The sequence below is a fragment of the Haladaptatus litoreus genome (genome assembly GCF_900156425.1).
GTDB lineage: Archaea > Halobacteriota > Halobacteria > Halobacteriales > Haladaptataceae > Haladaptatus > Haladaptatus litoreus.
The window spans coordinates 526,348-551,281 of record NZ_FTNO01000002.1 but is presented as its reverse complement, the minus strand read 5'-3'; the positions used below and the strand labels follow the sequence as shown (position 1 = coordinate 551,281).

At 58.3% G+C, this 24,934-nt stretch carries 27 protein-coding genes; 15 read left to right on the top strand and 12 right to left on the bottom strand.

Annotated elements, in window-relative coordinates:
- The first annotated feature begins 232 nt into the window (after positions 1 to 232).
- Together BW974_RS13895 and BW974_RS13890 are read left to right on the top strand one after the other, a co-directional pair.
- The gene (locus BW974_RS13895; RefSeq protein ID WP_076430848.1) at positions 233 to 481 is read left to right on the top strand and encodes a glutathione S-transferase N-terminal domain-containing protein; all 249 of its coding nucleotides are present in this window, start codon (positions 233 to 235) and stop codon (positions 479 to 481) included.
- A 215-nt stretch (positions 482 to 696) separates the two neighbouring features.
- On the top strand, positions 697 to 885 hold the full coding sequence (locus BW974_RS13890) for a hypothetical protein (protein WP_076430847.1): 189 nt from the start codon (positions 697 to 699) through the stop codon (positions 883 to 885).
- Between the two features lie 3 nt (positions 886 to 888).
- Here the strand turns inward: BW974_RS13890 and BW974_RS13885 are convergent, their stop codons facing one another.
- Positions 889 to 1,836 carry a transcriptional regulator gene (locus BW974_RS13885; protein ID WP_076430846.1) on the bottom strand — a complete coding sequence of 316 codons (948 nt, stop codon included), beginning with the start codon at positions 1,834 to 1,836 and terminating at the stop codon, positions 889 to 891.
- 146 nt (positions 1,837 to 1,982) lie between these two features.
- On the opposite strand from BW974_RS13885, the gene BW974_RS13880 reads away from it, so the two are divergent.
- On the top strand, positions 1,983 to 3,278 hold the full coding sequence (locus tag BW974_RS13880; protein WP_076430845.1) for a tRNA(Ile)(2)-agmatinylcytidine synthase: 1,296 nt from the start codon (positions 1,983 to 1,985) through the stop codon (positions 3,276 to 3,278).
- Positions 3,279 to 3,304: 26 nt separating this feature from the next.
- Here the strand turns inward: BW974_RS13880 and BW974_RS13875 are convergent, their stop codons facing one another.
- On the bottom strand, positions 3,305 to 4,411 hold the full coding sequence (locus BW974_RS13875) for a threonine synthase (protein WP_076430844.1): 1,107 nt from the start codon (positions 4,409 to 4,411) through the stop codon (positions 3,305 to 3,307).
- A 9-nt stretch (positions 4,412 to 4,420) separates the two neighbouring features.
- Positions 4,421 to 5,377, bottom strand: coding sequence for a succinylglutamate desuccinylase/aspartoacylase family protein (locus tag BW974_RS13870; RefSeq protein ID WP_076430843.1), 957 nt, complete (start codon positions 5,375 to 5,377; stop codon positions 4,421 to 4,423).
- 309 nt (positions 5,378 to 5,686) lie between these two features.
- Between BW974_RS13870 and BW974_RS13865 the strand changes: the two genes are divergently transcribed.
- Both BW974_RS13865 and BW974_RS13860 read left to right on the top strand, forming a co-directional pair.
- Positions 5,687 to 6,076: a RidA family protein gene (locus BW974_RS13865; protein WP_076430842.1), complete on the top strand. Its 390-nt coding sequence runs from the start codon at positions 5,687 to 5,689 to the stop codon at positions 6,074 to 6,076.
- A gap of 38 nt (positions 6,077 to 6,114) precedes the next feature.
- Positions 6,115 to 6,390, top strand: a complete 276-nt coding sequence (locus BW974_RS13860) for a DUF7536 family protein (protein WP_076430841.1) — start codon at positions 6,115 to 6,117, stop codon at positions 6,388 to 6,390.
- Positions 6,391 to 6,425: 35 nt separating this feature from the next.
- Here BW974_RS13860 and BW974_RS13855 read toward each other — a convergent pair whose 3' ends face one another.
- A complete protein-coding gene (locus BW974_RS13855) occupies positions 6,426 to 7,631 on the bottom strand; it encodes a potassium channel family protein (protein WP_076430840.1) in 1,206 nt (401 codons plus the stop codon).
- Between the two features lie 169 nt (positions 7,632 to 7,800).
- On the opposite strand from BW974_RS13855, the gene citZ reads away from it, so the two are divergent.
- Positions 7,801 to 8,940 (top strand): citrate synthase, encoded by a 1,140-nt coding sequence (citZ, locus tag BW974_RS13850; protein ID WP_076430839.1) that lies wholly within the window; start codon positions 7,801 to 7,803, stop codon positions 8,938 to 8,940.
- A 21-nt stretch (positions 8,941 to 8,961) separates the two neighbouring features.
- On the opposite strand, the gene BW974_RS13845 is transcribed toward citZ, so the two are convergent.
- From BW974_RS13845 to BW974_RS13835, 3 genes are all read right to left on the bottom strand, one after another.
- The gene (locus BW974_RS13845; RefSeq protein ID WP_076430838.1) at positions 8,962 to 9,351 is read right to left on the bottom strand and encodes a hypothetical protein; all 390 of its coding nucleotides are present in this window, start codon (positions 9,349 to 9,351) and stop codon (positions 8,962 to 8,964) included.
- A gap of 124 nt (positions 9,352 to 9,475) precedes the next feature.
- Positions 9,476 to 10,147: an alpha/beta hydrolase gene (locus BW974_RS13840; RefSeq protein ID WP_076430837.1), complete on the bottom strand. Its 672-nt coding sequence runs from the start codon at positions 10,145 to 10,147 to the stop codon at positions 9,476 to 9,478.
- 101 nt (positions 10,148 to 10,248) lie between these two features.
- Complete coding sequence (locus BW974_RS13835) at positions 10,249 to 11,559, bottom strand: MATE family efflux transporter (protein WP_076430967.1); 1,311 nt, start codon at positions 11,557 to 11,559, stop codon at positions 10,249 to 10,251.
- Positions 11,560 to 11,756: 197 nt separating this feature from the next.
- On the opposite strand from BW974_RS13835, the gene BW974_RS13830 reads away from it, so the two are divergent.
- Positions 11,757 to 12,182, top strand: a complete 426-nt coding sequence (locus BW974_RS13830; RefSeq protein WP_076430836.1) for a DUF6884 domain-containing protein — start codon at positions 11,757 to 11,759, stop codon at positions 12,180 to 12,182.
- On the top strand, positions 12,176 to 12,562 hold the full coding sequence (locus BW974_RS13825) for a gamma-glutamylcyclotransferase family protein (RefSeq protein WP_076430835.1): 387 nt from the start codon (positions 12,176 to 12,178) through the stop codon (positions 12,560 to 12,562). Before BW974_RS13830 ends, BW974_RS13825 begins: the two co-directional genes overlap by 7 nt.
- Positions 12,563 to 12,756: 194 nt before the next feature.
- Here BW974_RS13825 and BW974_RS13820 read toward each other — a convergent pair whose 3' ends face one another.
- Both BW974_RS13820 and BW974_RS13815 read right to left on the bottom strand, forming a co-directional pair.
- Positions 12,757 to 14,160, bottom strand: coding sequence for an MATE family efflux transporter (locus BW974_RS13820; protein ID WP_076430834.1), 1,404 nt, complete (start codon positions 14,158 to 14,160; stop codon positions 12,757 to 12,759).
- A 114-nt stretch (positions 14,161 to 14,274) separates the two neighbouring features.
- Entirely contained in the window at positions 14,275 to 14,586 is a 312-nt protein-coding gene (locus BW974_RS13815; protein WP_076430833.1) for a DUF378 domain-containing protein, read from the bottom strand.
- 176 nt (positions 14,587 to 14,762) lie between these two features.
- Between BW974_RS13815 and lipA the strand changes: the two genes are divergently transcribed.
- The 4 genes from lipA (at position 14,763) to BW974_RS13795 (ending at position 19,628) form a co-directional block, all read left to right on the top strand.
- A complete protein-coding gene (gene lipA, locus BW974_RS13810; RefSeq protein WP_076430832.1) occupies positions 14,763 to 15,701 on the top strand; it encodes a lipoyl synthase in 939 nt (312 codons plus the stop codon).
- 308 nt (positions 15,702 to 16,009) lie between these two features.
- Positions 16,010 to 17,131, top strand: coding sequence for a pyruvate dehydrogenase (acetyl-transferring) E1 component subunit alpha (pdhA, locus tag BW974_RS13805; protein WP_394329566.1), 1,122 nt, complete (start codon positions 16,010 to 16,012; stop codon positions 17,129 to 17,131).
- Between the two features lie 3 nt (positions 17,132 to 17,134).
- Positions 17,135 to 18,130, top strand: coding sequence for an alpha-ketoacid dehydrogenase subunit beta (locus BW974_RS13800; protein ID WP_076430831.1), 996 nt, complete (start codon positions 17,135 to 17,137; stop codon positions 18,128 to 18,130).
- 1 nt (position 18,131) lies between these two features.
- Entirely contained in the window at positions 18,132 to 19,628 is a 1,497-nt protein-coding gene (locus tag BW974_RS13795; RefSeq protein ID WP_076430830.1) for a dihydrolipoamide acetyltransferase family protein, read from the top strand.
- Positions 19,629 to 19,687: 59 nt separating this feature from the next.
- Here the strand turns inward: BW974_RS13795 and BW974_RS13790 are convergent, their stop codons facing one another.
- Together BW974_RS13790 and BW974_RS13785 are read right to left on the bottom strand one after the other, a co-directional pair.
- Complete coding sequence (locus BW974_RS13790) at positions 19,688 to 20,218, bottom strand: GNAT family N-acetyltransferase (protein WP_076430829.1); 531 nt, start codon at positions 20,216 to 20,218, stop codon at positions 19,688 to 19,690.
- Positions 20,219 to 20,290: 72 nt separating this feature from the next.
- Complete coding sequence (locus tag BW974_RS13785) at positions 20,291 to 20,479, bottom strand: hypothetical protein (protein WP_139328877.1); 189 nt, start codon at positions 20,477 to 20,479, stop codon at positions 20,291 to 20,293.
- Positions 20,480 to 20,620: 141 nt separating this feature from the next.
- Between BW974_RS13785 and lpdA the strand changes: the two genes are divergently transcribed.
- On the top strand, positions 20,621 to 22,045 hold the full coding sequence (gene lpdA, locus BW974_RS13780) for a dihydrolipoyl dehydrogenase (RefSeq protein WP_076430827.1): 1,425 nt from the start codon (positions 20,621 to 20,623) through the stop codon (positions 22,043 to 22,045).
- 97 nt (positions 22,046 to 22,142) lie between these two features.
- On the opposite strand, the gene BW974_RS13775 is transcribed toward lpdA, so the two are convergent.
- On the bottom strand, positions 22,143 to 23,717 hold the full coding sequence (locus BW974_RS13775; protein WP_076430826.1) for a DNA-directed DNA polymerase II small subunit: 1,575 nt from the start codon (positions 23,715 to 23,717) through the stop codon (positions 22,143 to 22,145).
- 83 nt (positions 23,718 to 23,800) lie between these two features.
- On the opposite strand from BW974_RS13775, the gene BW974_RS13770 reads away from it, so the two are divergent.
- The gene (locus BW974_RS13770; RefSeq protein ID WP_076430825.1) at positions 23,801 to 24,562 is read left to right on the top strand and encodes a S24/S26 family peptidase; all 762 of its coding nucleotides are present in this window, start codon (positions 23,801 to 23,803) and stop codon (positions 24,560 to 24,562) included.
- 61 nt (positions 24,563 to 24,623) lie between these two features.
- Positions 24,624 to 24,839, top strand: coding sequence for a DUF7569 family protein (locus BW974_RS13765; protein ID WP_076430824.1), 216 nt, complete (start codon positions 24,624 to 24,626; stop codon positions 24,837 to 24,839).
- Positions 24,840 to 24,934: the final 95 nt, after the last annotated feature.

Sequence of the window (24,934 nt, the reverse complement as noted above, 5' to 3'; positions counted from 1 at the left end):
CCTCGCCGCCAGAATCGACAGGACGAGATTCGAAGAAAAGACGACTACGAGACAGATAGCCGTTTCGGGTGTTGGGATTCTTCGCGAAAATGGTCGAACCGCGTCTCCCAACCTTCACAAATCCGGTGATTTGCTCACTACCGAAAGGCAAACCGCGCCTTTCGTCGTTCGAAAACCGGTCGGTTTTCTCACTTCCACCACACTCTTATTTCAGTCGCCCCTATCCGCGCCCATGTCCACCCTCGAACTGTACGAACTCCAAGGATGCCCGTTCTGCGCCAAAGTAACGTCAAAGCTCGACGAACTCGGACTCGACTACGAATCCCACTTCGTCCCGCGTGCACACAGCGAGCGAACCGAAGTGAAAGAAATCAGCGGCCAGACTGGTGTTCCGGTGCTGGTCGATGAAGAACACGGCGTCGAAGGAATGCCGGAAAGCGACGACATCGTGGAGTATCTCGAAAAAACATACGGTGCATAAAACCGCTTCAGATTATAAGCCGGAGAACTATCCGAAACATCGCCATCGACACAGCCACGACGAACCGTCGGCAGGAGACGAAACAGTAGCGGCGTATCGAGCGACAATCAACGAACCTCAGAGAATAGTCTGGTGCCATCAGTTCCCTCACGGGAGCACAATTATTGCACCAAATGGCCATTTGATTTACTTCTCAGCGATGCCTTTGGGGCGGTATGACGACGAGAAGAAAACTGCTGACCGCAGGTGGACTGCTCATCGCCGGATTTGCGGGATGCACAGGGCCGGGCGAGGACGGCGGCGATGAAGGTGACAATGGTGGCGAAGACGGCGGGGATGGCGGCGATGGAGAAGATGGTGGTGGAATGGGAGACGGTGAAGGCGACGACGAAAACGAGGACTGAAATCTACGCTTCCGCCCGTTCCCGAATCAGTTTTCTAAGTTCGTCGGCGTCGTCGATTCCTTCGACTTCCTCGCGTTCGACCAGTGCAGTGTCTTCGACGGTTTCGCGCCGTGCTTCGTCAACGAAGTACACCGACCGAGTGCGCGCGACTTGACTGATAGAACTCATGATTCGAGCGCGTTTCTCGGCGGTTCGGGTGAATGCCGAGTGACTCGTCAGCACGCGCTCTTCGTAATCGTCCTCGCTCACCGTCTTGAACGGCGCGCGAGTCGTTGGATGGACGGTGAAACCGACCCGGGTCAGCGTGGTGAACATATGTTCGTCCTCCGGTTCGGTTTCGGATTCGTCCAGTTCGTCTTCCTCGGTGAGTTCGTCCGCGCCGCCGAACACCTCAACGGCACTCGTTAGTTCGCCCTCGAACAGCTCTTCGAGTTCGATTGCCACCTCGACGCTTGCGTTCATGCCGTCTTCGTACTTCGAGACAGTTCGTCGAGAGACACCGAGTTCGGAAGCCAGTTGGCCGAGGCTCCAGCCGCGACCCTTGCGCTCGTCTTTCAGCACGTCGCCGTCGATGTTGACGTACAGGCCGCCGGGCGCGGCGTAGACGAGTGGTGGCACTCCCTCTACGAACAAATCGACGGCAGTGTCGGGGTTGAACACCGGAACACCGTGCCGGAAGTACACCACGCCGGGTTCGAGGTCTTGATTTCTCGTCCGCAGACCGATGACCATCGGTGTCGCATCGAGATACGTTCCGAGTCGCCGCATCTCCATGCCGGTTTGCGCATCGAACGCGTCGATGTTACCAAGAATTTTCAACAGTAGCAGGTCTGATCCGCGTCGTGCCGCTACATCGAAACTCTTTGGTCGGATTGCACATCGGTCACTAACCACGAATCCCGCGTCTTCGAGCATCGCGGTTACGTTACCGACCAGTGCAGACCGGGACATGGTGGGAGGTAAGTGAGTCCGATATAAATACGTTTTGGCTGAATAACGTACCGCCGTCTTGCGATTTCCCTACTTATCAGCGATAGATTCATATAGTACAAGGTGGCTTCGAAACCCGTTAGTTCGACACGCGACAAGGGTCTCGTGTGACGGTTATCGGGCTGGACGACACCGACTCCCGAGAACGCGGGATGTGTACGACCTACCTCGCCGCGCGCATCGCGGACGGAGTTCGAGATGCGGGCGGGGACGTGGAGCGACTGCTTCTGATTCGTCTCAATCCCGCAGTAAAGCACAAAACACGGGGCAACGCCGCCCTCGCGATTCACACCGACCTCGACCCGGAATCAGCGTTCGAACTCGCGCGAAAGGAACTCGAAACCACCGCGGAGACGGACGACCCGAACACGAATCCTGGCCTCGTGATCGCGCCGCATACACCGGAAAACACGCCGAGCGAAATTTCAGATTTCGCTCGGCGTGCGGTTCGAACCCTCCTGTCCCGCGAGGAGGCCGAACGACGAATCGAATCGGCGGGCTACCGCCATGCCGGATGGAAAAACGCCCGCGGAAAAATCGGCGCGCTCGCGGCGGTCGGAAGTTGGAACGCCTTCTCGGCGTGGACGCACGAACACATTTCTTATCGCGAATCGGAACAATGGGGAACGCCCCGCGACGTGGATGTCGATTCGGTGTTCGAGGCCTCGAACGTGGAGTATCCGACGGTCTGGGACACGGTAGACCGCGGAACCGGCGAAGCGGTTTGTATCCCACATACACCCTGTCCAATTCTGTACGGGATTCGCGGCGACGACCCGGACGCAGTCCGGCGAGTCGCCACCAAAATCGAGGGGGAACCAGTCACCCGAACCGCGCTGTTCGTGACGAATCAGGGCACGGACGCCCACCTTCGAGATGGAACTCTCGGCGAGGTCGAACAGAATCGCGCCTATAGAATCACCGGGACTGTCGTCTCGAAACCCGAGACGAGACGAGGGGGACACGTCTTTTTCACGCTCGCTTCGGAGTCAGATACCGAATCGGAATCGAAATCAACTGACAACCTCCCTTGTGCCGCATTCGAACCGACCAAACGCTTCCGCGACCACGTCAGAAATCTCCGTCCCGGCGACGAAATCACGGTTTGCGGGGAAGTTTCCCGCGGGACGTTGAAACTCGAAAAGTTCGCGGTTAGAAGCCTCAAAATCACGGAACTCGTGACGCCAAACTGTCCCGAATGTCGTCGGTCGATGAAAAGCGCAGGAGCAGGGCAGGGCTATCGCTGTCGAGGTTGTAAAACGCAGGCAGATGGAAAGGTCGAGCAGGAAATCGAACGAGAATTGGAGTCGGGGTGGTACGAAGTTCCACCGGAAGCGCGGCGACATATCGCCAAACCGCTCGTTCGCGGTGGATTCGATGGAGAAACGCATCCGGAACGGTAACGGGTGAAAATACCGCTCGAAAACCGCTACGACGATTTCAGGCCGCTTCCGGTGAGCGGAACGACCACATCTGCGTCCTCCGCGAGCGTTCCCCGTTCACGATATGCCGACAATCCGGCGACAGCGACCGCACTCGTGGGTTCGACGTAAAATCCGGTTCGGTGGAGTTTGTCGAGCGCCTCCTGTGTCGTCTCTGCATCGAGTGCAATCGCGTCACCGCCCGTTTTTTCGATGGCGTCAACGATCTGATTGCTTCGAACCGGTTGGGTGATTTGGATGCCGTCCGCGACGTCGTTTTTCTCGTCGCTGTCTGTATCGCCATCTCCTTGCAATTCGCTCGCAATCGGCGCGACACCTTCGGCCTGCACGCCGAGCAGTCGAGGCATCTCGTCCGTCCACCCGGCGTCAAGTAAGGCTTTGAATCCGCGATACATGCCGAGGAAGAGCGTTCCGTGGCCGAGTGGCGAGACGACCGCATCCGGCATCGACCAATCGCGCTGGGCGGCCAGTTCCAGCGCGAACGTCATCGTTCCCGCGAAGAAGGCCGGATTCCACGCGTGGCTTGCGTACCAGCCATCGCCTGCCTCGACTGCGTCGATGCAGGCGTCAGTCACATCTTGCCTAGTTCCTTCGACGCGAACCGGGGTCGCGCCAGCGCGCTCGATGGCCGTCAGTTTCGACTTCTTCACGTCCGCCGGAACGTAGATTTCGGCGTCGATTCCTGCACGGGCCGCGTACTGCGCGATTGCCGCACCCGCGTTGCCCGAGGAATCTTCGAGGACGGTTTCGACCCCGAGTTCCGCCGCACGGGAGAGGGTCGCGGTCGCACCGCGGTCTTTGAAACTTCCCGAAGGAAACACACAGTCGAGTTTGAACTGGGTATTCCACTCGTCCGCGTCCGTGAGCGGCGTGAAGCCTTCGCCGAGCGAAACGACCCGTCGAACGGGAAGGAACTCCTCGAACGCCCACAACCCATCTCTGGTGTCGATTTCGCAAAAATCGGGCGGTTGGTCGGCATCAGGAAGCGGTTGCTCTGCGAAATCGAGCGGCTGGCCGCAGTCACAGCGCCATGGCTCGTCCGGCCCGGCAGAATACTCACGGTCGCACGCGGAACAGATGAGGTCAGTTTTCATCAGTGTTTGTCAATATTCGTCGATGTTGATGCCGACTGAACAGACGTATTCGCCAGTGGCAACCTGTGGCAGTCTGCGCGAGCGCCAGAAGATGCCGGAACGGTCGGCGGTCACCTCGGCCTTCAACGTGCCGAACACGTCGGTGACCTCAAACAGCGTTTCGCCCGGGGAAACTTCTTCGCCGAGTTCCTTTTTGAACGTCACGATACCGCCGTTCGGCGCGCCGTAGCGGTCGAATCCAGTTGCCCGGGTCTGCGGTTCGAACTCGGCTTCACCGTCGAGGAATCCGTAGTATCGGAGGACGTTGAACACGCCATCGACGCCGTACTGGATGCTTGCTTCGTCCCAACCGACACAGCCGCCGAGTTCCGGGTCGATGGTCGGAATTCCTTCGTCCGGGGCAGCACGGGCGAGTTGCCCGTCCGGCCCTTTCTGGTCGAGGATGTGTCCACATCCAAACACCTTAGCAAGTTCCAAACACTCGTCGTGCATTCGGTGGCGTTTACCACAGCGCACGCGAGTTTCGTTTATCATCCGGCTGGTCGAACCCTGATGCAGGTCGAGGATGAGGTCGGCCCGCGATGCCGCCTCGAAAACGGCCGCCGCAATTCGCTCGCTGGACGTGCCTGACTCGTTGCCGGGGAACGCTCGGTTCATCTTCGTGTCGTCGATGGGATTGCGGTGCTCCGCCACTTGGAAGGCGTGATAGTTGACCAGACCGACGACGAGAATCGTGCCCGAAATCTCCTCCGGCGCGAGTTGTGGGACGACTCGCTTGATGACTCCGAGTCCGTTGAGTTCGTCACCGTCGCTTACGGCCTGTATGTACAGCGTCTTTCCCTCGTTCGCACCGTTTATCACGGCGACGGGGAGACCGAACTGGCTCCCATCGCGAGTCTCTCCCACCGCGAGTCGGCCCGTGTCTATTTCTCCGGGGGCCGCGCTCGCCGTACCGAGCGTTGTCATTACAGGTACACCGTTTCCGAACTCCCTTAGCAGTTCGGTATTTCCACCGGCTAACAGTCCGATATTGAACTGTCACATCGCACAGTTCGATAGTCACGTTGCCACATCCAGTGAAACTATAAGCAGTCGGTCGAATACTGGCGTTCGGATTGGCAACTGTCGTCGGTATCGACGGAACGGTCTATTTCCTCACCTTCGAGTAGGAACTCGACGCCTACGCCTGATGTGAGGTGAGGGTAGGTGGAGATGAAAAATAGAGGTGAGGATGGGTGGAGGTGGATTTTTGCGCTCGTCCGTCGTGGCTTGACCATGAACCGTGAAACCGTATCGAGCGGAACCGAGTGGGAAGACCGCGTCGGTTACTCGCGCGCAGTTCGGGTCGGAAACGAAGTCCGTGTGTCCGGAACGACGGCTACCGACGAGAACGGAGAAATCGTCGGCGTGAACGACCCCTACGCACAAACAAAGCAGACGCTCGAAAACGTGGAATCAGCGCTCGAATCCGCAGGTGCAAGCCTCGAAGATGTGGTTCGAACGCGAATGTACGTGACGAATATCGAAAAGTGGGAAGCCGTCGGTGACGCTCACGCAGAATTCTTCGAAGATATTCGACCCGCAACGAGTATGGTCGAAGTGAGCAAGCTAGTTGCTCCGGAAATGCTGGTCGAAATCGAAGCCGACGCGATAATCGACGGCTGACCGACGACTCTTTTATCCGCGCGTTCCAACCGGCGAGCGTGCAAGAGGAGATTCCTGACCGCCCCGGAGTGGCGAACCTCATCGAGGCGCTGAACCTCCGCCGGAACGCCATCATCGGTTTCGCGCTGAGCGCGCTCTTCACCACACTCGTGTACGCCTACCGCGTCGTGTTCATCGGCGAAGTGCAGGGACAGGCCGGGACGCCGGTTTCGTTTCTCGCGCTCGCCGTCGTGCTGGCGCTCACGCTCGGCGCGCTCATCACCGCGGTGTTGACGTTCGTGTCAGCACGCAATCTCGCACGCGACCTCGACTGAGCTATTGAGTTCGGATGCCGGTGTCGATGTCGATGCTACTCCGGTTCGACCACTCCTGCGAGTTCTGCGAGTCGTTCTGCACCTGACCGAGTACCCTTGGCCAGTAGGACATCGCCAGCCTGAATTTCTGTTTCTGGGCCGGGCGAGATGACCCAGTCGTCGTGCGGCCTACGAACCGCGATAACTCGCATTCCGGTTTCCGTTTCGACCCGTTCGTGGCCGAGCGTGGTTCCGTCGAAATCGCTTGCGTCCGTAACTGTCACCCGGACGATGACCTCGTCGCTTTCCTGCACGGCATGTTCGACGACAGGGTGGGTTCCGAGTCCGTGGAGCACCCCCTCGCTGATTTCGACCGCGGCGTCGCTGATGACCTCAGTGCTGTTTGCGAGGTGAACGAGTCCGCGCAGGGAAACCGGATCGTCCGCGCGGCTTGCGGCCTGCAACACCCACGCTTCGAACCGTGATTGGAGGGCATCGACTTCCGCTTCGAGTTCCACGACTTCCTCCGCCACGTCCGCACTGTCGAAGAGAACGCTCCCGTAGGCGAGGTCAACGGCGAGTTCGCTCATATTTTTCATCAACACGATGGAATCGACCGCGCGTTCGAGGTCGGTGTCGTCGTCCTTCGGCGGTTCCGGCGGTTCGTACTCTGTACCGGTTGCTTGCTCGTACACCGACCCGATTCCTTCGTCAGGACCGCGCAGAAGGAGTCTGTCGTCTACCCGGAGGTCGGTGTCTTTGTCGGGGTTCAGAATCCAGTCCCCACCGCGATGGATAGCGATGACCCGAACGCCGGTTTCTGTTTCGAGATTCAACCGCCCGAGCGTCTGCCCCGCGAGGGGTGAGGAATCCGCAATCGAAACGCGGACGAGCGTTTCGATTGCCTCCGGAAGCGCCGCGCGCATGGTCTGTGGCAGGCCGATGTCCTCCAAGACGACTTTGGCGATGTCGCCCGCGGCGTCGCTGATTTTCTCGGCGGCCCCGACGACGCCGAAAACCGGCGCGAGTTCCTCCGCGTCCTCCGGACTTCTGGCAGCCATGAGCAGACTCATTCGAGCTTGTAGTTCCAGCACGTCCATCTTCCCTTCGAGGGCGAGCACCTCGGACGCGATGTCGTCGCTTCCGTGGAACACGGCAGAAAAGGAGAGGTCGATGAGCAGTTCGGCAGTGTCTTTCATCTCCGCTAAAACCTCCTTGACGCTCCGTGGTTCGTACTCCACCTCGCCGCTCGCGGGTTCCATAGTTCGGGGTTGGTCGTTCTCCCGTAAAAACGTTCGTAGGAACTGGAACAATGGCCTACAATCCAGTCTGAAGCGTCAAGCACCTCGTGAAAAGGCATCAGAGAACAAGTCCCGGCAGAACGACCACGAAAGATAATCCTTTTGCGGGTACCCCGTGAATTGTCGTGGTATGGCAGACGAGGTCAAAAAAGGCTTAGAGGGCGTGGTCGTTGCGGAATCAGCACTCAGCCACATCGATGGAGACGCGGGAAAACTCGTTTATCGAGGATATACGATAGAAGACCTCGCGAGGGATGCGAGTTACGAAGAAGTGCTGTATCTCCTTTGGCACGGTAATCTTCCGAATCGTGAGGAACTGGAATCGTTCAGCGAATCGATGGCGGAAGACCGCGCAGTTGACAACGGCGTCATGGACACCGTGCGCGAACTCGCCGAATCGGACTCGAACCCGATGGCAGCGCTCCGAACCGCGGTTTCGATGCTCGCAACCTACGACCCGGACGATTCCGAGTCCGACCCAGCAGACCGCGAGGCAAACCTCCGGAAGGGCCGACGAATCACCGCGAAGATGCCGACCATTCTCGCGGCGTTCACACGCATCCGAAACGGTGACGAACCGGTGGAACCGCGAACCGACCTCGGGCACGCCGAGAACTTCCTCTACATGCTCAACGACGAGGAGCCCGACGACGTGCTCGCGGACGTGTTCGACCAAGCACTCGTCCTGCACGCAGACCACGGCCTGAACGCTTCGACGTTCTCCGCGATGGTCACGGCGAGCACGCTCGCCGACCTCCACAGCGCCGTGACGAGCGCAATCGGCACGCTGTCCGGTTCGCTCCACGGCGGCGCGAACGCCAACGTCATGCGGATGTTGAAGGAAGTGGACGACGCGAACCAAGACCCAGTCGAATGGGTTCAGGATGCACTCGACGAGGGTCGCCGCGTCGCCGGATTCGGCCACCGCGTCTACAACGTGAAAGACCCGCGCGCGAAGATTCTCGGCGAGCAGAGCGAGGAACTCGGCGAGGCCGCAGGCGACACCAAATGGTACGAGATGTCCGTCGCCATCGAGGACTACATCAAAGAGGAGAAAGGCCTCGCGCCGAACGTGGACTTCTACTCGGCTTCGACGTACTACCAGATGGGTATCCCAATCGACATCTACACGCCGATTTTCGCCGTCTCGCGTGTTGGTGGCTGGATTGCCCACGTTCTGGAGCAGTACGACGACAACCGCCTGATTCGACCGCGTGCGAAATACATCGGCGAGGAAGACGCCGACTTCGTCCCGCTCGACGAGCGATAACGAACTCGTCCGGCAGTCGGTTTACGCACCGGACGCTTTCTTTTCGAGATACGTTATTTCGACCATCAAATCCGGACGGTCGGCGTCCGAGAACTGGAACCGCCACGAACGGTCGAACGCTACTCGACCGTCCTGTGCCTTCATCAGTAGCTCTCTGAGCATGGAATCGAATTGAGGTAGTGAAGTGGATGCGTCACCTACCGACGCGGGAGATGTTTTCCTCGGCTCGGGAGGAAGAAGACGCGTGGTTTCGACCATCAAGTCACGATAGTGACTGTCGGGATACCGAAACGTCCACGCCCGGTCGAACAGCATTGAGGAGTCGTGATGAAGACCGAGTAGCAACTTCAACGTGGACCGAAACTCTTCCGGCGAAGCGACCCGCGAAGAGAAGCCGTGAGGATTGCTCATACACCGTGATTTTCTACAGGCTACATAATCCGAGTCAACGCTCCCCCTCCGTTCCACTAATTCTTCCGTCGGTGAACAGTTCGAAACGTAGTGAACGATTCTAAACGGTCGAATTTGATGTGATTCAGTCGTTCAGCAGTTCGTCCAACATTCCACCGACGTGGTCGATTTCCTCCGGAATCACACCGTGGCCCATTCCTTCGAAGATTTGCTCGGTCACGTCGCCGTCGAGTTCGCGGAGCACGTCCCTCGTCTTGTGAACCCGCTCGACCGGAATATGTGGGTCGCGGTCGCTGCAGCCGAGATAGACCGGTGTTCTATCGAGTGACCCATCGTACTCTCGGGGTGTCCCCTCCGGACCGATAAGACCGCCACTGAATCCGACGACGCCGCCGTATCGCTCCGCGTTTCGTGCGACGAACTCGGTCGTCAGACAGGCACCTTGTGAGAAGCCAAGGATGAAGATTCGTTCCGGAGGGATACCCACAGATTCGAGGTCTGAAAAAATCGTTTCGAGGAGGGACAGTGCGGAGGAGAGATACGGCTGATTCGACTCCATCGGCGCGAGAAACGATTGTGGGTACCACGTGTTTCTGGACGCTTGCGGTGCGAGATAGGCGATTTCCGGCTGTTGGAACTCGTGGGACAGTTCGAGAATGCTTTCGGCGGTCGCACCGCGCCCATGGACCAGAAGCATCGCGGTGTCGGCGTCGTTTACATTCGTCCCTGCGGTTGCGACCGGTTGTCCCGAATGTGGGCCGTCGATGTCGCTCGTAGTGAACTGGAAGTCCGTCATGCTATTTGTAGAATGGGCCTCCTCTATCCTACCGTTTTCTGCACCCGAGTTTTCTGCCGTTAGGTGCCGGTTCGTACCAGTTCGTTTCGGTTCGTCCCGCGTCAGGTCTCTCCCGCACTTCCGCGTTCTTCCATCATGGCCGCGGCGCGAGAGGCCCAACCACCCCAGTAAAACCCGGCTCCGACGATTCCCATCGCCCAGACGTAGTGAAGCAAAATTCCGGCGTACACGCCCATCACGCCGTAGTCCATCCGCACACCGACCAACCACGAAAAGCCGACCATGAACAAGAACATTCCCGACGTGCGCGCGAAGAAGGGTGTTTTCGTGTCGCTTCCGCCCTGTAGTGACCCCGCGAGGACGACGAACGAGACGAGGAACGGCGCGGCCAGTCCGTACACGCGGGCGAAATCCGCAGCGTATTCGAGGGTCGGCGGGTCGGAGGTGAAAAGCCGAACCAACGGTTCGGCGACGAGAAAGAGCACGCCACCGATTCCGCCGACCGTCACGAGTCCAAGGGCAACAGTCGCCCAACCTTCGAACCGCGCTCTTTCGGGGTCGCCACTTCCGAGGGCTTGGCCGACGACGACGCTCGAAGCAACGCTGTAGCCTCTGGAAAGCGGCCCGGTCACCTGCTGGTACACTCGACGACCGATTTGGTAGGCGGCGTTGACTTCCGTACCGAAGGCGAGCAAAATCGCGTTGAACGGAAATTCGGCAATCGTCGCGGCGATTCCTTCACCGATTCGTGGCGCGCTGACGACGAGGAGTTGCTTCGTAATGGTTTGATTTTGCGGCCGGACGAACGATGCTTGCGTCCAGTTCGTGCGAATCGCAAGCAAGAGTGCGGTCGCAGTGAACAGATTACCGACGGCGGTAGCGATTCCGACGCCGACGATTTCCAAGTTCGGGAACGGCCCGAGTCCAAGTCCGAGCGCCACGGTTCCGCCGATGTTGAGCAGATTGGAAACGACGTTTATGTACATCGGCGTTTTCGTGTCGCCAGTGCCCTGTAAGGAGCGCGCGGCAACCAGCGCGACGTGTCGCGCTGGTGCCGTGAGGAAGATGATGAGGAGATAGGTTCCGCCCATCCGCGCGACGTTTTCCGGCGCGCCGAGGATAGCGATTGCGGGTTCCGCGAACAACAAACCGAATAGCACGAACGGAATCCCGGCGACCACACCGACCAAAATTGCTTGTGTGATGGCTTCGTCGCGGTTCGCGGTTGCGTCCCGCCCGGTATCCTGACTGGAGAGGGCAATCGCCCCGCCACCGAGTCCGAGACCGATTCTGAGTGGCAGGCGCGCATAGAGGTCTGCAAGACCGATTGCCGCGACCGCGGCAGGCGAGAACAAGGCAGTAACGATGATGTCGGTCGTCCGCATCAGCGTTCGGAGCACCTGCTCGGCCATCACTGGCCACGAGAGCGAAAGCACTCGCCGCCAGACGGCAATCGTTCGCGCGCGAAGCGTCACTGGGACGTGATTCCCTCCGGCGGGGTTTGGCTGTACCGAAACGGGCAACCGATGCGAAATAGGCGAAATGGGCGAAATGCGATTAACCGGCCCATAACTATCCCCTCTATCGGGGTACGTACCACCAATCAACGATGAGGACGCTGGCAATCGTCAACGGCAGCGAGGAGCAGTACGGTGGATGGCGACCCGCGCGTGAACAGTACGCTTCGCCACAGTTCAGGTCGAAAGCGAAATACGCGGAGACGTGTGACGATTGGCGAATCGTCTCCGAAAAGCACGGACTGTTCTCTCCCGACGCCAGAATCGGGCTGGACGAAACCACGCTCGATTCGTTGACGCCGTCCGAGCGAAGCGACTGGGCGCGAGAGGTGCGCGTTAAAATCAAGCGACTGGTCGTAGAGGAAGACAGCTACGACGAACTGGTTGCGCTTCTCGACTCGGAGTACGTCCGCTATCTGTCCCCGCTCTGGGAGGAGTTAGAGAGAAGTGATATTCAGGTGCGTATCGAGCAGACGCCGAACGAAGGGGCGAAGGAGACGAACGAAACCACATGTTAGTGTTCGTCTACGGAACGCTCACCGACCCGAATCGGGTCGATAGTGTCGTTGAGACGTTCGACTTCGTCGGCGATGCAGTCCTCTCGGGGCTACATCGCGTCGACGGAGAATACCCGACGCTGGCACCGGGTGGCGAGACAAAAGGGCGACTGGTCGAAACACCAGATATGGCCATGTTGGACGCATACGAAGGTGTCGGTCGCGGGCTGTACGTCAGAGTTGCAGTCCCGATGGAGGAAACGGAAGTCGCGGTGTACGTCGGCGACCCGACTCGATTAGGCGTAAAAAAGCCGGTTTCGTGGCCGGACGGTGAAACGTTCGAACAGCGCGTTCGTCGGTACGTTCGTGAGGAGGGGGTTCAGATAGCAGCGGCCACATGATTTATGCGTGACGCTCGTCAGACAGCGATGTCTGCCTTCCGTCAGACACACAGCTTTCTCCGGTGCTTGCTTGTGATTTCACTTTCACTCTACCCCCCGTGGCTTTATATACTCGGGAGTTCACTCTCCGGACGCGGTTACACGCTCCGCGCTCTCCATTCTTTCCCCCCTTTCCCCACCGAACCAGTGCCGACTCAGTCCGAGGGACTCGACGCGACTTCGGCTGCCCGTTCGAGCATCCCGTTATGAGTCGTATAATAATAGTACAGACCGGCACCGACCGCCGCGACACAGTTGGAAATCGTGACGGCCCAGAACACGGCAGATACACCGTAGTCAAGCCAGAGGACGCCAATTGCCGCGATAGGAAGTCGGAGTCCCCAGTATTTTACCAAGTCGGCTACCAAACTCACTTTCGTCCGACGTGCGCCGTTGAAACCCGCGTTGAACAGATACATCGCACCGATGGCCCAGTAGCCGTACACCAGAATCCGGAGATATTCGATCGCCAAGTCGAATCCTTGTGAGGTCATATCCGGAACGAACGTTCTGACCAGCAGTTCGGGAGCAACCCACTGGACGACGCCGATGAGCGTCAAACCGACGGCGGCGATGCCCGCGCCCACCCACGTAGCGCGGCGTGCGCGCGCTGGTTTTTTTGCACCGATATTCTGCCCGACAACGCTCTGTGCGGCCTGTGAAAGACCGCTGGCAGGAATGAATGCGACGCTGGCAACGCGGGCACCGACGGTGTAGGCTGCGAGAGCAGCAGACCCGCCGGCGGCGGCGACAACTCCGACGATGAGTAGTCGAACCGATTGTCCAGCGGCGCGTTGACCGCAGATGGGAAGGCCAATATCGACGATTTCACGGTAGTCGTTCATTTCGAACGTCATCGCCTCTTGTGTGAGCGAGAAGCCGTTTCGGCCGCGAAGCATCATTCCAAGACCAAACAGCGATGAAATACCGTATCCGAGGATAGTTGCGAGTGCAGCACCCGCGATTTCGAACCCCGAGAATCCCGGAATCCCGTAACCAAAGATGAGAATCGGGTCGAGGACGATGTTGATAGCGACCGCAGCGACGTTGATGTAGAGGGCCGCGCGCGTATCACCCCATCCGATGAACCCCATCTCGATGGTGTCACCCATTCCCATGAGTGGCAGACCGAGCGAAAACGTCGTGAAGTAAATCACGGTCAGTGACGTGACATTCGGTTCGGCACCGAACAGAGAAATTATGTCCGCGCCGAAAATCAGCACGAGGACGGTAAGCACCAAACCGAGAACGAACGCGAGCGTGATACCGTGAAACACCGCGCGGCGCGCGAGCGAGTCCTCTTCTGCTCCGGCGCGCTGGGAGACGAGAACCTGTGTTCCGACAGTTGTTATCAGGAGAACGGCGAACAGAAGCGCAGTCAATGGGAAACTTAGGCCCACCGCGGCAACCGCATCTTCCCCGAGTCGGCCGACCCAGAACGTATCGACGACCTGCTGGGCAACCTGTACGAAATTCTGCATGACGAGAGGGGCTGCAAGAAGCAGAAGAGATCGTATCAATGAACCATCAGTTATTTCCTCACGTGATACATCGACCATGGTTTTGCTGTTATACAGATTATAAAATCTTGATAGTATTTATAAGTACCCCAGTGAAAATATGATGGTAGTTATTTTGTAACTCAGAATTTCGCTGACGAATCGAAAAATCGACTATTCTGTTTGCTGTACCGGCTGGCGAGTCGTCTGACGACTCGCGCGCCTGATTTTGTAGCTGGTGTAGATGAAGTACAGTCCTGCTAATCCGACGAGGACGTAAACGAGATTCGTGAGAATTTGTGCAACATCGGGGAGAAACAGCATCCCCATCCCTTGCCGCACGACGTTTACCTGTCCACCGATGAGACTCGTTATACCGACGATTCCCCAATTGAGCGCGCCAATGACGACGAGGAGGATACTGAACCAATCCAGCCCGTTGGTTTCCATCGCTCCACTCGCCCTCACGGTACTGTCGGTAGCCATGACCTGTGAGTAGACGAAGGAGCGGTATTGTTATTTGGCAGTTGTACACCATCTCCCGGGAGTATTTCGGCATTTCCAGTCGGCAACGTGGAACTATGCACCGATTGTGAATGAAATGACGGAACCGCTTCGCCAATACCCTACCCTTTTGTCGTACCGGCCCCAAGCCGTGAGCAATGAGTGGGCGGCGCAAACCCGATTGGTTGAAGATGCGGCCCCCGTCGGGTCAGGAGTTTACGGGAATCAAACAGACGCTCCGCGAACACGACTTGAACACCGTCTGTGAAGAAGCGAACTGTCCAAACCTCGGGGAATGTTGGAGCGGCCGGGGTTCGGACGGCGGCGGAACGGCCACGTTCATGCTGATGGGTCACAAATGCACTCGAAGTTGCGGATTCTGCGACGTGGATACGGGCGGCGGCGAACCGCTCGACCCGGACGAACCGGTGAACGTGGCGAGTGCCATCGCGGAAATCGGCCTCGATTACGTGGTACTCACCTCGGTTGACCGGGACGACCTCGAAGGACAGGGTGCGGAACACTTCGCGCAGACGATTCGGGAAATCAAAAAGCGCCATCCCGGCATCCTCGTGGAAGTGCTGATTCCGGATTTCCAAGGCGACAAAAAGCTCGTTCGAAAAATCATCGACGCCGAACCGGACGTGATTGCGCACAACGTCGAGACGGTCGAACGGCTGCAGCGGCCGGTTCGTGACCCGCGTGCGGGATACGAACAGAGTTTGAGCGTTCTCGAACAGGTCAAACGCGAATCCGACATCTACACGAAAACGAGTCTGATGCTCGGCCTCGGTGAGTACGACCACGAAGTGTATCAGGCGCTTTCGGACTTGCGGGAGACGGACGTGGACATCGTCACGCTCGGGCAGTATCTCCAACCGTCGCGAACGCATCTGGACGTGGAGGAGTACGTCCATCCATCGAAGTTCGAGACGTGGCGACGGGTCGCAGAAGACGAATTGTCCTTCCTCTACTGCGCTAGCGGTGCGATGGTTCGTTCGTCGTACAAGGCGGGCGAACTGTTCGTGGACGCCATCCTCCGAGATGGAAAGAGCGTGGAGCAGGCGAGGAAAGAGGCTCGAAGAGCCTCCGTCTGAGAGCGGTGTACTCATAAGACGGGAAGGGTAGAGAATTCCTGTGCAGAGGTTAGGAAAGAAAGAACGCACAGATATTGAAACCGGCAGTAAATTCGGTCGAGGCGACACAAATCACGGGGAACGGAAACTTCGTCAGGGAAGGTAATCTGTCCATCATTCGACTTACAATCGGCCAGAAATTTTAAATAGAGAAATTAATTCGGTTCTCGAAGAACAATCCCATGGAAATGGCAGACTGAGCAATCTCTATGGGAAGTTAATTACGAAAACCCTATAACGTGCGCCAGAGTTCTTTCGTACATGTCAGGATGGGTTCGACCGTGAGCATCGTACACCAAGACCCCCAGGAACGAGTACAGATACTGGACGAAGACGGAACGGTGTTGGACGGTGCGGAAGTGCCGGACCTCTCCGATGAGGAACTGGTGGATATGTACCACCAGATGAAACTCGCCCGTCATTTCGACGAACGTGCAGTCAGCCTCCAACGTCAGGGGCGGATGGGAACCTACCCACCGCTCTCGGGACAGGAAGGTGCCCAAATCGGCAGTGTCTACGCACTTGCAGATGACGACTGGATGTACCCGAGTTACCGCGAACACGGGGCCGCACTCGTCCGCGGTCTCTCGCTGACCCAGACCATGCTCTACTGGATGGGCCACGAGAAGGGCAACGAGATTGCGGAGGATTCCAATATCTTCACCGTCTCGGTGCCGATTGCGACGCAAATCCTTCACGCGACGGGAGGAGCGTGGGCATCCCGCTTGAAAGACGAAAGTAAGGCGTTCATGTGTTACTTCGGTGACGGTGCAACCAGCGAGGGCGACTTCCACGAGGGACTCAACTTCGCGGGCGTCTTCGACGCGCCTGCCGTTTTCTTCTGTAACAACAACCAGTGGGCAATTTCGGTGCCACGAGAGCGCCAGACCGCCTCGAAGACCATCGCGCAGAAAGCCACCGCATACGGCTTCGAAGGCGTGCAGGTCGATGGAATGGATCCACTCGCAGTGTACCAAGTGACGAAAGAGGCCGTCGAGAAGGCCAAAAACCCCGGCGAGGACGAACTTCGTCCAACGCTCATCGAGGCGGTTCAGTACCGCTTCGGCGCGCACACGACCGCCGACGACCCGACCGTCTACCGTGACGACGAGGAAGTCCAAAAGTGGAAGAAAAAGGATCCAATTCCACGGATGGAGAAATTCCTGCTCAACACGGGGCGATTGGACGAGGAAGGCGTCGAGGAAATCGAGGCCGACATCAAAGAGCAAGTCGCAGACGCCATCGACGAGGCCGAAGCAGTTGAGCGACCGGAACCCGAGGAAATCTTCAACCACGTGTACGCGGACATGCCACGGCGACTCCGAGAACAGATGGAGTCGTTCGAGCAAATCCGAGAAAAGTACGGAGACGAAGCGCTTCTGGAGGATTAAAACATGAGTCAGGCAACTACCGAATCCGAGAATCTTACGCTCGTGCAGGCAGTCCGCGACGGACTGTACACTGAAATGCAACAAGACGACGACGTCATCGTCATGGGCGAGGACGTCGGCAAGAACGGCGGCGTGTTCCGCGCCACGGAAGGACTCTACGAGGAGTTCGGCGACGACCGCGTCATCGACACCCCGCTGGCCGAGTCCGGTATCGTCGGGACGGCTATCGGCATGGCCGCCTACGGTCTGAAGCCCGTTCCGGAGATGCAATTCTCCGGCTTCATGTACCCGGCATTCGACCAAATCGTCTCCCACGCGGCGCGACTTCGCACGCGAAGTCGCGGCCGGTTCACCTGTCCGATGGTCGTTCGCGCACCATACGGTGGCGGAATCCGTGCGCCGGAACACCACTCCGAGTCGATGGAAGCGTTCTACGTACATCAACCCGGCCTCAAGGTCGTCATGCCGAGCACGCCCTACGACACCAAAGGACTGCTCACGTCGGCAATCCGCGACCCCGACCCGGTTATCTTCCTCGAACCGAAACTTATCTACCGCGCGTTCCGCGGTGAAGTACCGACGGAATCCTACGAAGTCCCGCTCGGCGAAGCCGCAGTCCGCCGCGAAGGGTCTGACATCTCGGTGTTCACGTGGGGTGCGATGACCCGACCGACGATGAAGGCCGCAGAGGAACTGGAAGGCGAAATCGACGTGGAAGTCGTTGACCTCAGAACGGTGTCGCCACTCGACGAAGACACCATCATCGAATCGTTCAAGAAGACCGGACGCGCGGCAGTCGTCCACGAGGCTCCGAAAACCGGCGGTCTAGCTGGAGAAATTGCGGCGACGATTCAGGAAGAAGCCCTGCTGTATCAGGAGGCACCGGTCGAGCGAATCACCGGCTTCGACACGCCGTTCCCGCTCTACAGTCTCGAAGACTACTACCTGCCCGAACCGACCCGCATCAAGGAAGGCATCCGCGACGCGGTGAACTTCTAACATGGTACGCGAATTCAAACTCCCCGACGTCGGCGAAGGTGTCGCCGAAGGTGAACTCGTCAGTTGGCTCGTCGAAGAAGGCGACGAGGTTAGCGAAGACCAACCCGTCGCGGAAGTCGAGACGGACAAGGCAATCGTGGAGGTTCCCTCCCCGGTTAACGGGAGCGTCCGCGAACTCCGCGCGGAAGAGGGCGAAGTCGTCCCCGTCGGCAACGTCATCATCACGTTCAACGTGGAGGGTGAAGACGACGAGGACACGGCCACCGAGAGCGCCGAATCCGAAGAGCCGACGGAATCACAAGAGGAAGTCGCCGAGGAGCCCGAAGTTTCGGAGGAAACCGAGACTCCAGAAGGTCGCGTCTTCGCGGCCCCAAGCGCGCGACGACTCGCGCGCGAACTCGGTGTGGATATTGCAACCGTCGAAGGAACCGGGCCGAGCGGTCGCGTGACGGAACACGACGTTCGCACGGCGGCCGAAAGCACGACAGACGAAGTCGAGCAGGAAACCGACGAAGTCCAACCGGACGACGACCTCGACATTCAGCCCGAGAACGGTGGTATATCCGGCGGCGGACCGGCACCGGATTCGGTCGAACCCGCCGACCGCGAACGAACACTCGCCGCACCCGCAACGCGACGACTCGCCGACGAGCAGGGTGTCAACCTCAATGCCGTACCCGCGGTCGAGGAACGCGACGGACAAGCGTTCGTAACGCCGGAAGCCGTGCGAGAGTACGCTGAGGCACAGCAACAAGCGCAGGCTGAAGACGCCGCTGAACTCGCAACGGGCGAAACTGGCCCGCGTGAAGAGCGGATTCCGTACCGCGGCATTCGGCGAACCATCGGCAAGCAGATGCAGAAGTCGAAGTTCACCGCGCCGCACGTCACTCACCACGACACGACGGAAGTGTCGGAACTGGTCGAGACGCGCGAGGAACTGCGCGGCATCGCCGACGAACAGGGTATCAAGCTCACCTACATGCCGTTCGTGCTGAAGGCAGTCGTCGCCGCGCTCAAAGACTACCCGTACCTCAACTCCGCACTGGACGAAGAGAACGGGGAAATCGTCGTCAAAAACTACTACAACATCGGTATTGCAGTCGCAACCGACGACGGCCTGATGGTTCCGGTCATCAAGAACGTAGACCAGAAGGATATGCTCCAACTCGCCTCGGAGATGAACGAACTGGTCGAGAAAGCCCGCGACCGTACCATCTCCCGCGAGGAGATGCAGGGCGGGACGTTCACCATCACCAACTTCGGCGCGATTGGCGGGAAACACGCGACGCCTATCATCAACTACCCCGAAGTCGGTATTCTCGGACTGGGGTCGCTGAAAAAGCGCCCGGTCGTCGTGGACGACGAAGTGGAAGCGCGACCGGTGCTCCCGATTTCGATGTCCATCGACCATCGCATCATCGACGGTGCAATCGTCGCGCAGTTCGCCAACCAGTTGTTGGAGTACCTGCACAATCCGAAACTGCTCCTGCTTGAGTAAACAGGAAATCAGAACCTGCCGATTTTTGATTTTTGTTTTGTTCGACTAGCACACTGTAATCAGTCGTCTATCCACTCGTCGGCGAGCAAGCCGTACATGTGTGCATCCTTCCAGTCACCGTCCACGAAGTTTTCCTGCCGACGAATACCTTCGCGTTCGAATCCGAGTTTCTCCAACACCGCAGCGGACGCGGCGTTCGACGCGTCAACTTCGGCGTTGACTTTGTGAAAGCCACGTTCTCGAAACGCATAGTTCAAAAATAGCGTCGCCGCCTCCGTGGCGTAGCCGTTTCCGTGGTGTTCGGGCACGACCCAGTACATCAGGCTCCCTACTTTCGTTTCGTCCCATACCCACGCGAAGGCGATCACACCAACAGGTTCCGGGTCACCATCCTTCGACCGACAGATGAGAAATCGATACTCTGAATCGTTGAGCATCTCGGCAACATCGTCGCTTGTCTGGATGGTGGTTGCAAAGAGTGGTACCCGAATCTCGGGATGGTTGCGTCCGTACTGCACGAACTCGTGGTCTTCTTCTTCGATAGGGTGGAGAGAAACGTGGTCACCAGTCGTGAAAATCGGCCCCGGCATACTCACATCGAGTTTCACGGAAACCTTATAAGTTCGACTTTTCGATTATGTATTTGAATATTGAACGGACAATTACGACGAATCGGTGTTTCGGAGAATCGACTCGTATCGGAGTGCAATCACGGTTCCGACGATGTACACTTGGGCAATGCCAACGAGAAGGATCAATGATTCACCTCTGGGTGGTTCGAAGTAAGCAACAGTACCTGTCACGACAGCACCGACGATGAGCGCGATGAAATAGCGAAAAAGGCAGTTCATGAGCATTTGTTGTAATAGAAGTTTCATGATGATGTCCGTGATAGCAATCGAGGGAGAAAATCGTGCCCATTGCCAACAGTTGTCCACTTACCGGTTCGTAATCCACCTGATTTTTTACCCGGTAGCGCATCCGTCCACCTAATGGTCGTCGGAGATATCTCGACAGGAACGGACGTGCTGGTTATCGGCGCAGGACCGGGTGGCTACGTCGCCGCCATTCGCGCCGGGCAACTGGGTCTGGACGTAACGCTCGTCGAAAAGGACGCCTACGGCGGAACCTGCCTGAACTACGGGTGCATCCCGTCGAAGGCAATGATTACGGCGTCCGACTTGGCCTACGACGCGAACAACGCCGAGGACATGGGCATCTATACCAAACTCGACGTGAACTACGGCGAGATGGTCGAATGGAAGGACGGCGTCGTCTCGCAGTTGACCGGTGGCGTCGAAAAGCTCTGCAAGGCAAACGGCGTCTCCTTGATGGAAGGCCGCGCCGAGTTCGCGGACGACAAATCGGTTCGCGTCGTCCACGGCGGCGAGGGGCAGGGTTCGGAAACCGTCGAATTCGAGCAGGCCATCATTTCGACCGGAAGCCGAGCAATCGAAGTTCCCGGCTTCGAGTTCGACGGCGAGCACATCCTTAGCTCGCGGGAGGCACTCGCGCTGGACGACGTTCCGGAGAGCATCGTCATCGTCGGCGCAGGCTACATCGGCATGGAACTGGCGGGCGTCTTCGCCAAAATCGGCTCCGACGTAACCGTAATCGAGATGCTCGATTCGGTGCTTCCCGGCTACGAGGACGACCTTGCACGCCCGGTCAAGAAGAAGGCCGACGAGTTGGGAATCGACTTCCACTTCGGACAGGCCGCAAAGGAATGGGAAGAATCCGGCGACGGCATCACCGTCATGACCGAGAACGAGGACGGCGAAGTCTCGGAGTTCGGTGCCGAGAAGGCGCTGGTCGCGGTTGGTCGCCAACCCGTGACGGACACGCTCGAACTCGAAAACGCGGGCATCGAAACCGACGAGAAGGGCTTCATCCAGACGGACGACCGCGCGCGAACCGAAAAGGAGCACATCTTCGCAATCGGCGACGTGGCGGGCGAACCGATGCTCGCGCACAAAGCCAGCAAGGAAGGTCAGGTCGCCGCGGAGGTCATCGCGGGCGAACCCTCGGCCCTCGATTATCAAGCTATGCCCGCCGCGGTGTTCACCGACCCCGAAATCGGCACGGTCGGCATGACGGAAGAGGAAGCCGAGTCCCAAGGCTTCGAACCGGTCGTCGGTAAGTTCCCGTTCCAAGCCAGCGGTCGCGCGCTGACCACGGGCCACGCCGAGGGATTCGTTCGAATCGTCGCCGACGAACCGAGTGGGTTCGTCCTCGGCGCGCAGATTGTCGGGCCGGAAGCCTCCGAACTCATCGCTGAACTCGGACTGGCAATCGAGATGGGTGCAACACTCGAAGACCTCGCCGCGACGGTTCACACCCACCCGACGCTCTCGGAGGCCGTGATGGAGTGTGCCGAGAACGCGCTTGGACACGCGATTCACACGTTGAATCGGTAGAGTCGAACGGTTTGGTTTTTCGCGCGATTTGAGTACAGCTTTCAGTGATATCATCGAGAAACCAACCCCCTCATTTCAACTGGAGGAAACGACCAAATCAGGCGAACTTCCGAACCGTCACGTCGAGGGTGTCTAAATCCACGATTGGGGCAAATCCTGAGTCGGGGTCGATGTTCACGCTTTTCTGGAAATCCGTCTGGGCCTGCCAGCAACCGGAGTTCATAGCGAGGACGTTGTGGTACTTGCCGAATCCGAGTTTGTGGACGTGGCCGGTGTGGAAGATGTCTGGAACCTCGTCGATGACGAGGTAGTCCTTCTCCTCCGGCGCGACGCGGGTGTGGCCACCGTACTGCGGCGCGACGTGGCGCTTTTTCAGGAGTTGGTACATCGCCTTGTGCGGTTCCTCGTAACTCGCTTTCTCCTCCGGCATCTCCGCGATGACCTCGTCCAGCGAAACGCCGTGGTACATCAGCACCGAGACGCCTTCGACCGTGACCGTAGAGGGATTGCCCGTAATTCGGGCATCGTGAACGTCCATGATGTCACGGAGTTCCTCGTCGAATCCGGGTTGCGGTTCGGCGAGTCGAACCGCGTCGTGGTTGCCGGGAATCATGACGATTTCCATGTCGCCGGGGACTTCTTTCAGATACTCCGAGAACTTTTCGTACTGCTCGAAGATGTCGATGATGTCGAGTTCCTCGTCCTGATTCGGATAGATACCGACGCCCTCCACCATGTCGCCTGCGATGAGGAGATATTCGACGTGTTCTGCCTCCTCGGTGTGCAACCAACTGGTGAACCGCGACCACGCGTCAGCCATGAACTCCTGACTGCCAACGTGAACGTCGCTGATGAGTGCGGCCTGCACGTGGCGGTCGGCGGTCGATGGTTTGTAGGTTCGCGGAACGTCAGGGAAGTGAAGCGAGTCAACGAACAGGATACCGGCATCACTCGAAAGCGTTCCTTCGACGGCAATCGTCTCGTCCAATAGCAGTTCGTTCACGACGCTGGCGAACTCCTTGTCCTTCATGATGAGACACGGGAACGTTCCGTTCGTGTCTTCGAGTTCGACAAGCCAGTGTCCGCTCGCCGTCGAGCGAATGTCGCTTATCATTCCGACCATGGCGGCGTCGCTTCCGCCCGGCATGCTGGCGACTGCGTTCGTCGGGCGTGCGTTGACACGACCACGAAGTTGTCCCGAAAGCCGTTGGAAACGGTCGCGGAACACCGTAACGAAATCGTCGTACTCGCCGGTTCCGGTGCTCTGTCCGGTTACGTCGCCCTCGATACCGACCGACTGAAGGGCTTCGTTCCGTGATACAGACCCCCCCGTTTCAACTGGAGAGGTGACCTCCTGCACGGAGGACTTGGTATTTTCAGTTCCAGTTGAAACGGAGCTGTTTCCGCGCGCGGAAACAGCTCCGTTCTTCGATTGGGACGACGCCGATGAAGCTGACTTCGATGAGGCTGACTCCGATGAAGCCGAGTCGAGAACGTTCCTGACGTGTTCGACGGAGATTTTTAGCGCGTGTTCGGGGGCGGACTCGACTACCTCGTTGAGCGCGCCGTTTGGGTCTGGCGCGTTTGCGAGAAGCGTTACAGCCTCCCGGTCGGCGTTGTACCCGCGACTCGTGAGTTCTCTAACAATTCGAGCCGGGGTTTCTAATGGCACGAGTCAGTAAAGACGCGGATGAGCAAAAAATATAGCGAACTAACCCAGAAGGTTGACAACCCGTGGTAGTTTAGAGAACCGTAATGAGTCCCCCAGACGAGTCGTCGTCAGACGACGTACGGGACACTGGCCCGGAGGGGTCAGGGGTCGTCTCGTGGCTTCGTTGGTTCCGACACACCGATAACGGGACGGTGGTGTTCGTTCGAGAGATGTTGGAGAGCGCCGCCGTCGTCGCCGCAATCGGCCTCGTTCTCTTTGCTATCAGCGGCGTCTGGCCGCCGATGGTCGCCGTCGAAAGCGGGAGCATGGAGCCACAGATGGAGCGCGGTGACCTCATCTTCATCATGGACGAGAGTCGCTTCGTTCCGGACGCAGCACAGGAAGGAACGGGAATCGTCACGTACCAGCAGGGACAACAAAGCGGCTACAACAGTTTCAACCAAGCCGGAGACGTGATAATCTACCGTCCGGATGGAAGCGCATACCGAACGCCGATTATTCATCGGGCACGATTCTGGGTTGACGAAGGCGAAAACTGGTACGACAAAGGCAATCCACAGTACATGGGCGGGGCGGACAGTTGTCAAGAACTGCCGAACTGCCCTGCACCATACGCCGGATTCATCACGAAGGGTGATGCGAACGATGCTTACGACCAAGTTTCCGCCATTAGCGACCCCGTCAAGCCGAGTTGGATTCGCGGCACCGCCGAAGTGAAAATCCCATGGCTCGGTCACGTTCGCCTGTTCTTCGCCAGTACGGGCGTCCCCGTGGACGTGCAGTATCAATCGCAACAACCAGCACAGGTATCACCGAACGGAACTCAGTACGCGCCACCTGCGTAACCGTCGTTGCGCTGCCCGATGCCCAACGAGTTTTATATATCCTGCGTCACATTGACCGCGCATGAGCGACGAAGATGAACCGGAGCTGTGTGACGACTGTCAAGAGCCGCTGACGGACGCTCTCGCCAGAACGATTCGATTGACGGTTGACCGTTCGCAAATCGACAGTCAACGACTCTGCCCCGAATGTTTTGCCGACTGGATAGACCGCTACGAAAACGAGATGCAACCGACGCACGAATCCGAGAACAGCGGTTCGGAAATCATCGTAGACTGAACCCCCTTCTTTCGAGTCGAAAACGGACGCAGGCACCGGGAAGAAGTAGATTTCGATGCTAGTGAAACCGACCACCGAACAGTACAGAGTGCTCG